Raw genomic sequence first — 7,246 nt, 5'->3', positions numbered from 1 at the left:
TTCTTATCTACCAAATGGAAATCTATCCTTCCCCTCTAACAGCTGCCATGAGATTGGGACAAAAGGGAACCATGGCTTTGGAAAATGAAAAAGACTCCGTCGCCCTGGGATGGCACATCAAACATGGCGAGGATTCAAAGATCATTTGGCACAATGGACAGACAGGGGGTTATCATTCCTTCCTGGGCTTTGATAAGGCCAAGAAGAAAGGAGTTGTTGGTTCTCAGTAATTCAACCGTAAGCATAGATTGATATCGGTTTACACTTTCTCAATCCGGCAAACCCGCTTAAAAAGAAATAAAAGAAGTAATAAAGCTGGGAGTCGAAACCTGGATCAATATGTTGGAACCTATCAACTCGCTCCGAATGTTGAAGTGTTATTAAGGAGAGAAAATCTTTTCAACTCACAGCACAAAGTTACGGGGGCAGGGAGAATTTGCATCTACCCCGAAGCAGAAATCGATTTTTCCTGAGAGTCGTGGATGCAAGCCTTGAATTCAAAAAAAATGAAGAGGAAAAATAGAATCTTTCACCCTTTTTTTCAAAATTGTCTTGAACAAATTGCAACGAAAACTGCTGATGAGGCTCCTAAAGTAAGAGAGAAGAACGCGTGGGAAATTGAGCTCAAGAAGAGCAAATTCAGCCCTTTGATGGCACATATGAGTTGGCCCCGGAATAGAATTTACCGTTACCCACAAGCAAAACCAGCTCTACGTAAAATTGACAGGCCAGCCTGCCTATCGTATATCCCGAATCCGAAAACAGATTCTTTTACAAAAATCGTAGATGCCAATTGGAATTTGAAGTCAATGAGCAAGGAGAAGCATTTCTGTTACCCTCTTTCAAAATGGAGGCAGGCAAAAGGCGAAACGAAAAGAATGATGTTAAACATCAAATGGGCGAAATGTCGGATTGAAGACTGTCAAACAAGCTTATAAACTGCATATCTTACATAGTCGTCGATAAATAAGATTAAGTAGGCGATTAGGCTTGTGGCACAGGAATGAGTGCAGGTAATTTCGCACAAAGTTTAATAATCTGATGCTCCGATCGTTTTTCCCCTGATTATTTCCACAATTCTCATTTGTGATCTTCCTTCGCCCAATCCGGTTCGAATTATTGGATCGCAGTATATCAGCATCAAAGAAGCTCCTGAAACCGATTCGCCTGATGGTGTTCTCGATGATAAAGCATGAAGAAGCAGAAAGTAGTAATGGATTTTTTTCAACGTCCCCATGGATACTCTTTGGCGGAATCGCAGACAGAGGTAATGCTTTCCTATGATAAGAATTTCTTTTACGTTGCTGCCATCTGCAAAGAAAGCCAGGGGAATACGTAATATCTTCCACTTAGGCGAGACTTTTCTACACGCGGCGAAGACTATTTCGCCGTTATACTTGATCCCTTTTGGACAAGACCAATGGTTTTGAGTTTGCCGTAAGTGCTTATGGTGTACAGCGGAATTCCTGATCACCAATGGTGGAAACGGGCGAAATGGAACGACCTCTAGTTGGACAATAAATGGTACGCAAAAACGACACGGGATGAACAAGGGCTATTACGTAGAGAAATTGCCATTCCCTTTAAAACCCTTCGCTATACAAAGAAGCAATACCGAATGGGCGCATTAAATTTCGCACCGCTCCGAATCACAAACCAACGAACGGACAAACTGGACCTCATTCCCCGAAATTTCCAATCTACCTCCCTGGGCTTTACGGTTCTCTTTTATGGATAAACCCCTAAGAAGCCTGGATTTAACATGCGGCCATCCCTTATATTACCGGAGGAAGCTTCTAAAAATTACGAAGAAGTACTGAAAGAAATGCCAGCGGAGCTTTGGGGGTGATGTTAAAATTGGCGTGGGCCTGCTTGAACCTGGACCCTGACCATCAATCCGGATTTTTCGCAGGTGAAGTAGACCAACAAGTTACCAATCTGTCGCTTTGAGATTTCTTTCCCGGAAAGACGTCAATTCTTTCTCGAAAACAATGACCTATTCTCCAGCTTTGGCAGCCCAATCTTTGCGTCCTTTTTTCACAAGAAGGATAGGCATTGCGAAAGACATTGTTACCAATGAGACGGTAGAAAATCGAATCATGCAGGGTGCTCGTTTAAGTGGAAAACTGAAACAAGGATTGGCGATGTAGGTTTCCTTAATATGCAGACGGAATCTGATCCGGAAATCGGAGTTCCCGCGACGAATTAACACCGTTGGAGTAGCCCAGCGACAAGTCTTCTCCCGTTCAATATTTCCGAATAGTATTAATAAAGAATCTTTCGCCACTAGTGCTGAAGAAGATACCCTTGCCTTTCCACGGAAGCTTCAATCGGGTAGTCGGAATAGACTATAATCATGCCTCAAGGGATAATAAATGGCAGGGCAAAGTCTTTCTACCACAAATCCATCGCATGGAAAACCGGGTGGACGAATTCTCACATGGCACTAGCATTCGCTACAACAGTCCCATCTGGGAAGTGCAATGGAACCACAAGTGGTGGGGAAAATTACGATGCAGAAGAGTGCTTTATTAGAAGAACTGGATATAGGAGATCAGTCCAAGTCTGAGTATTAAATATTATCCAAACTAAAGCTGTTCAACCGGGTAGGAGCGGAAATTCAAAGCGCGATTACCTTTGTCCAATGAATTAGGCTTACGGACCGTAGCTTGAGTGCAGACATCATATTCGCTTCGCACGAGGAAGACTACCTTCGTTTTGGGTATGAAAATGAATACGTAAAGCAACCAGTGATTTGATCCAACCCAAACGGGTGGACTAGAACTGCAAACAGGAACGAATACAACGCACATAGATTAAATGCCTTGTTTTTCTTGATAGCCGAAGAAAGTTCAACACCTTTTTCCGTGCGACCCATGAGAGAGTATTTTAATGGAAGACGGTCAGGGATTTCAGGCGAATTGCGTTACCGCATGCAGCCACGAGCGGTAATTTCATCCAGTTTCTCCCTAAATAGATAGAACTGCCGGAACCCTATAATAGTGCCACCCTAATTCTGGTTAGTCCAAAATCGATCTTACGTTCACGATAAGATCTTTTTCAAACAACCCTCATCCAGATAACAAAACCAGATCGACAACGTTAACATCAATGCCCGTTTTCCAATGGCGCTATGCGCCTGTATCGGAACTTATTTATTGTCTATACCGACAACTACTATGCTTCGGATTTTGGGGTAAAAAATCGGGCTTGTGTTGAAGTTGACGTACTGGTTAAACGTTAAGAGTATTGGGGGGTTGACGTGTTGGAGTTAAATTGAAATTATGCACCAACACACCAATACTCCAACACGTTTATTTTTATTTCATCTTCCCTTCCAATTCCTCAAAAGCTTCCTTTCTGCGCACTGAGTCAATTAGTGGGCGTTCTTGGCCTGTACAGTAACATAAAGATTTCCAAACTTACTGCTAGTACCATAAATGGCATTTCCTAAACCTGACAACTTGAGTTTTTCTCCGCTTTGGGTTCCTTCTGGATCGAAAACTTACGTTTCCTTTCAAGCTTGGGATTTTGATTTTTCGGTCAGGACAAGTGTCAAAAAGATCAACCTTGAGGTCGATGTAGAGGTCATTTTCCCTTCGACTGAATTTGCCGTGGGGCTTTATCTTTACTTCTAAAATATGATCGCTGCAGGTCTCCACTTTCTGCCCGGTCCCCCTGCCCTTTCAGACGTAGCTTTTGGCCGTGCTTTACACCCGGCTTGAACATGCACACGCAATTTCTTCCATCGTACTGCAAAAACATCCCGCATGGCCCTTATAGGCTTCTTCCAAACTGATGGTAATATTGGCTACATGGTCCCTACCCTTACGCATGGTGTTTCCGAGCACCAAAAATCTCTTCAAAAAATGAGGTAAAAACCGAATTATATCTCCTCCTCCGGGCTTGACCGAAACCTCCCATAGGGCCACCCTGGTATTGGCGAAAGTTCTGCACCAGCATGTCGTACTTGCGTCGGATTTCCGATCAAGCAGGACTTCCTTAAGCTTCGCTAATCTCTTTTAAATCGCTGTTCTGCGGCAGGGATTGTTGGGATTGGCATCGGGATGGTACTTTACCGCCAGTTTCTTGTACTTTCTTTCGAATCTCCTCTTCACTCGCAGTACGGCTTACTCCCAGAACTTTATAATAATCTTTATACTGCATCAATCAATAGTACACAATTCCCGTGCAAAAAGAAACGTGTCAGATGCAGGAGGCCCCACATCTGACACAAGTCATAAATTATATGCCAAGCTGACAAAGCAGCTTATTCCTTCATAAACGAAGATCCACAAGCCTTCGGCAGTTTCTACGCGAACGCTGTAGATACCGGCTGGAAGTCTGGAGATATCCAACTGTTATCGAAAGCTTTTTCTTCCAATTGCAGCATAGTTTGTCCCACCAGGTTGATTACGGAGATCTTTTCCATTTGCAAGCTTGCATCCAGCCGGATCTGCGTTTGAGCAGGTTTAGGATACATCTTGATGGCATCAGCAGGAAGAAGTTCAGGAATACCTACTGTGCTCTCAACCAGGCGAACCGTAAGGTATCGATAGAAAACTGTTTAGCATGTTGTCAACGGAAGTGTCACAATTTCTACGAATTCTTCTCCTTCTGCATCGGTACGCCGATGATTTCCAATGTAGAGCTACCGAATCATCATCACAACCGGAAACGTAAAGTCGTACGCTGTAAAATTAAAATCAGTTCCCGCTGTAGCAAGTAGTACCTGCTCCAAGACTCACACATAACGGGGTAGTATTCAGGTTGTTATTGGTAGCAACCACGACAAACATCCACGGTATTGGTAACCGGTGGTAGAAAACAGTTTTGCGATCGGTGTAGAATCCTACAACCGGATTTCTGGGAAGCAAAGTCAGCGGGCTCCTGGGAAGATTTGTATCCACACATCAGCAGGAGTACTGCTATCAAATTGCCACCGATTCCGTGACATTCCACCATTTTCCACCTGGATAAGCAACCCCATCTATGTCTGTATTCCGTATCAATTCTAACGGTAAAGGGTATCCACCCCATTGGTGAAATCAATGTTCACGCCAGAATTAGAGAGAGAATCTGAAGGCCAGTCTGCAGTGTCAACAGTGTGCAACACAGCCTAACGTAATGTATTCGGACTCGGTACTCTCATCCAACATAGATACTTCAAGAGGATCCCTGTAAGTCATTTCGGAGGAAATAAGCACAATGTCATCTACAAAAACTTCTACCAATCCACGGAACTGTTCAACTTGGCCTTTTACAAGGATTTCATCGCCCTGGTTAACCTGATATCCACTAGGAGCATCGCTGAAATTAAAGATGTAATTCCTCCTGTAGAATCGATTAGGCGCCAAAGGAATATCCATTGTTTCCGTCATAGTCATTGCTATGGACAATTCCCTGCACCTGTACAAAAAACGTCAAGCGAGTCTGTAACAAAATCCCATCAGAAATCGGCTGTAAGCAATGCATCGGGATATTGTGTGAAAGTCATTGTCTTCAATGGAAATATCAATACACTGTCTGCTACCAAACTCCACCGCCCGTAGGAGAAGTCAGAGCCAGACTCAGCGATTCCGTCATTTCCTGCAAATTATCATCCACTATTATCCCAACTGAATGGTATCACTAGGATTGCTAGAGGTCAGGGTAACCATGCTATCAGATAAGACGTAATCATTTCCTTCCGTTGCTGTTGAATTCATGCATTGACACTTATCATCAACACTTACCGTATCGGTTCCTACTGTATCAAGGTTAATGATGAGTCTGCCGGAGAATCTCCTTCTCCTACTGTCAATGTCCCCACAGCAAAAGATACTTTCAGGTTCAGGTATAGCCTCCGCGACGCAAAGTGTTCCGGATGACCCAACCTGTCATGTATGAGCACCTAGCGAATCAAAAGTATTCTGTGGGAAACCAGCCATGAGTCGCCACCTAGGGTCCAATCGGTGGTTCCAGCCATTACATCCGTTTTCTTTCTTACCAGGGTATGTTCGTTTGTAGGCACCTGTATCAACTGGCCAAGTTGCTACCTGGATCAAAAAATAGTTCTCCAATTATATCCAAGGTATCTGATGTGGCAGAATTGATCAAGGAAATCGCATCATCTCCATTAAAGTGAACAATGCTGCGAAAGGAGAGTGCTGTATCGGCTCTTGCCTGCATGACAGAATCAGCCTGGTCAGTAACAATAACATAAAACTTCTCCTGGGGCTAATTTCCTGCCGGAAAAAAAACTGATGTATTGGTTTCATTGTAAAACCTCGAGTTGAAATCTCATAATTAGAAAGGTCAGCTGTTTCCCCGCTTGGGTTGTAAATTTCGATTCCCTTATTATGGAACTTCCCTCTATGTACTCAGAGAAATAAAAGGTCAACGCATTGACCGTAGGGAGCTATTAATAAAGAATAATGCCCCAAACAAAAAATAGTAATGGTTTAATGTTCATATTGATTGCGGTTAAGGTTAAGTTTTATGTTTCAGCTTAAAGGTCTTGGAGTTTAAGATAATGTTACCGAATGTGAAGGCCCCAATAGCAATTAAATCTGTCTAGTTTCAATTTTCAAAATTAACATAAAGTAAACTTTTTCTTTCAGCATTTTTATTGGGGATTAAATTCATGAGCATATTATTACTTGTAGCCTCTACCTAAAAGTCTTAATTTCAGCAAATTTGTGGTGCATGAAAGCAGTGATCGGTAGCAGTGTGGGAAACCAAATTACGTCCTCACACGCATACACAGCCCAAGCCTCTAAATCCCCGTGGCAGGGAAACCTATCCTTGGACATATCATCGCAATCTGATAGATGCCGGGATCAAAAAGCATGTCTTTATCATTGGCTACCTCCGGGAAAAGATTCAGGAGTATGTTAAACTACCTATGCAGGAAAAATTGAGATGGAGTTTGTGGTGCAGAAACCGCGCAAAGGATTGCACAGCCTTATGGACCTGCAAGGAAGTTCTTGCCGATACAGATGATATCCTGATCAATCTGGGGGATATTATTTTTGACAAGGACACCCCTAAAATTATGGACCAGAAGGGTTCCATTCTTGCGGTTCAGCAAGTGGAAGATCCTCGGGAATTCGGGATTGCAGTTTTGGGAGGAGATGGATACGTAAAAAAGCTCAGCGAGAAACCGGATATTCCTACCAGCAATCTTGCCCTCGTAGGTATGTATAAGCTAAGTCAGGTAGGACTTTTGTTAGAAGTACTGGACGACATGATGAAGGATGGAGTA

6 protein-coding genes are annotated in these 7,246 nt (G+C 43.1%); 4 read left to right on the top strand and 2 right to left on the bottom strand.

All coding sequences use genetic code 11. From position 1 onward, the window contains the following. From D5R40_RS36320 to D5R40_RS36315, 3 genes are all read left to right on the top strand, one after another. Window positions 1–230 (top strand): hypothetical protein (locus D5R40_RS36320; RefSeq protein WP_205127721.1); only part of this gene is annotated, 230 nt, incomplete at its 5' end. Between the two features lie 252 nt (window positions 231–482). After that, window positions 483–938: a hypothetical protein gene (locus D5R40_RS28685; protein ID WP_124155572.1), complete on the top strand. Its 456-nt coding sequence runs from the start codon at window positions 483–485 to the stop codon at window positions 936–938. A gap of 1,053 nt (window positions 939–1,991) precedes the next feature. Beyond that, window positions 1,992–2,150: a hypothetical protein gene (locus tag D5R40_RS36315; protein ID WP_161565090.1), complete on the top strand. Its 159-nt coding sequence runs from the start codon at window positions 1,992–1,994 to the stop codon at window positions 2,148–2,150. Between the two features lie 1,278 nt (window positions 2,151–3,428). Here the strand turns inward: D5R40_RS36315 and D5R40_RS42960 are convergent. Both D5R40_RS42960 and D5R40_RS43690 read right to left on the bottom strand, forming a co-directional pair. Beyond that, window positions 3,429–3,662, bottom strand: a complete 234-nt coding sequence (locus tag D5R40_RS42960; protein ID WP_124155571.1) for a DnaJ C-terminal domain-containing protein — start codon at window positions 3,660–3,662, stop codon at window positions 3,429–3,431. 650 nt (window positions 3,663–4,312) lie between these two features. Then, the gene (locus D5R40_RS43690) at window positions 4,313–4,483 is read right to left on the bottom strand and encodes a T9SS type A sorting domain-containing protein (RefSeq protein ID WP_511035254.1); all 171 of its coding nucleotides are present in this window, start codon (window positions 4,481–4,483) and stop codon (window positions 4,313–4,315) included. A 2,226-nt stretch (window positions 4,484–6,709) separates the two neighbouring features. On the opposite strand from D5R40_RS43690, the gene D5R40_RS28675 reads away from it, so the two are divergent. Next, a partial coding sequence (locus tag D5R40_RS28675; RefSeq protein ID WP_205127720.1) for a sugar phosphate nucleotidyltransferase occupies window positions 6,710–7,246 on the top strand: 537 nt, incomplete at its 3' end.

The sequence above is a fragment of the Okeania hirsuta genome (genome assembly GCF_003838195.1).
Classification (GTDB): Bacteria; Cyanobacteriota; Cyanobacteriia; order Cyanobacteriales; family Microcoleaceae; genus Okeania; species Okeania hirsuta.
The sequence above is the reverse complement of the archived record's forward strand: the minus strand, read 5'-3'. Positions and strand labels throughout refer to the sequence as shown.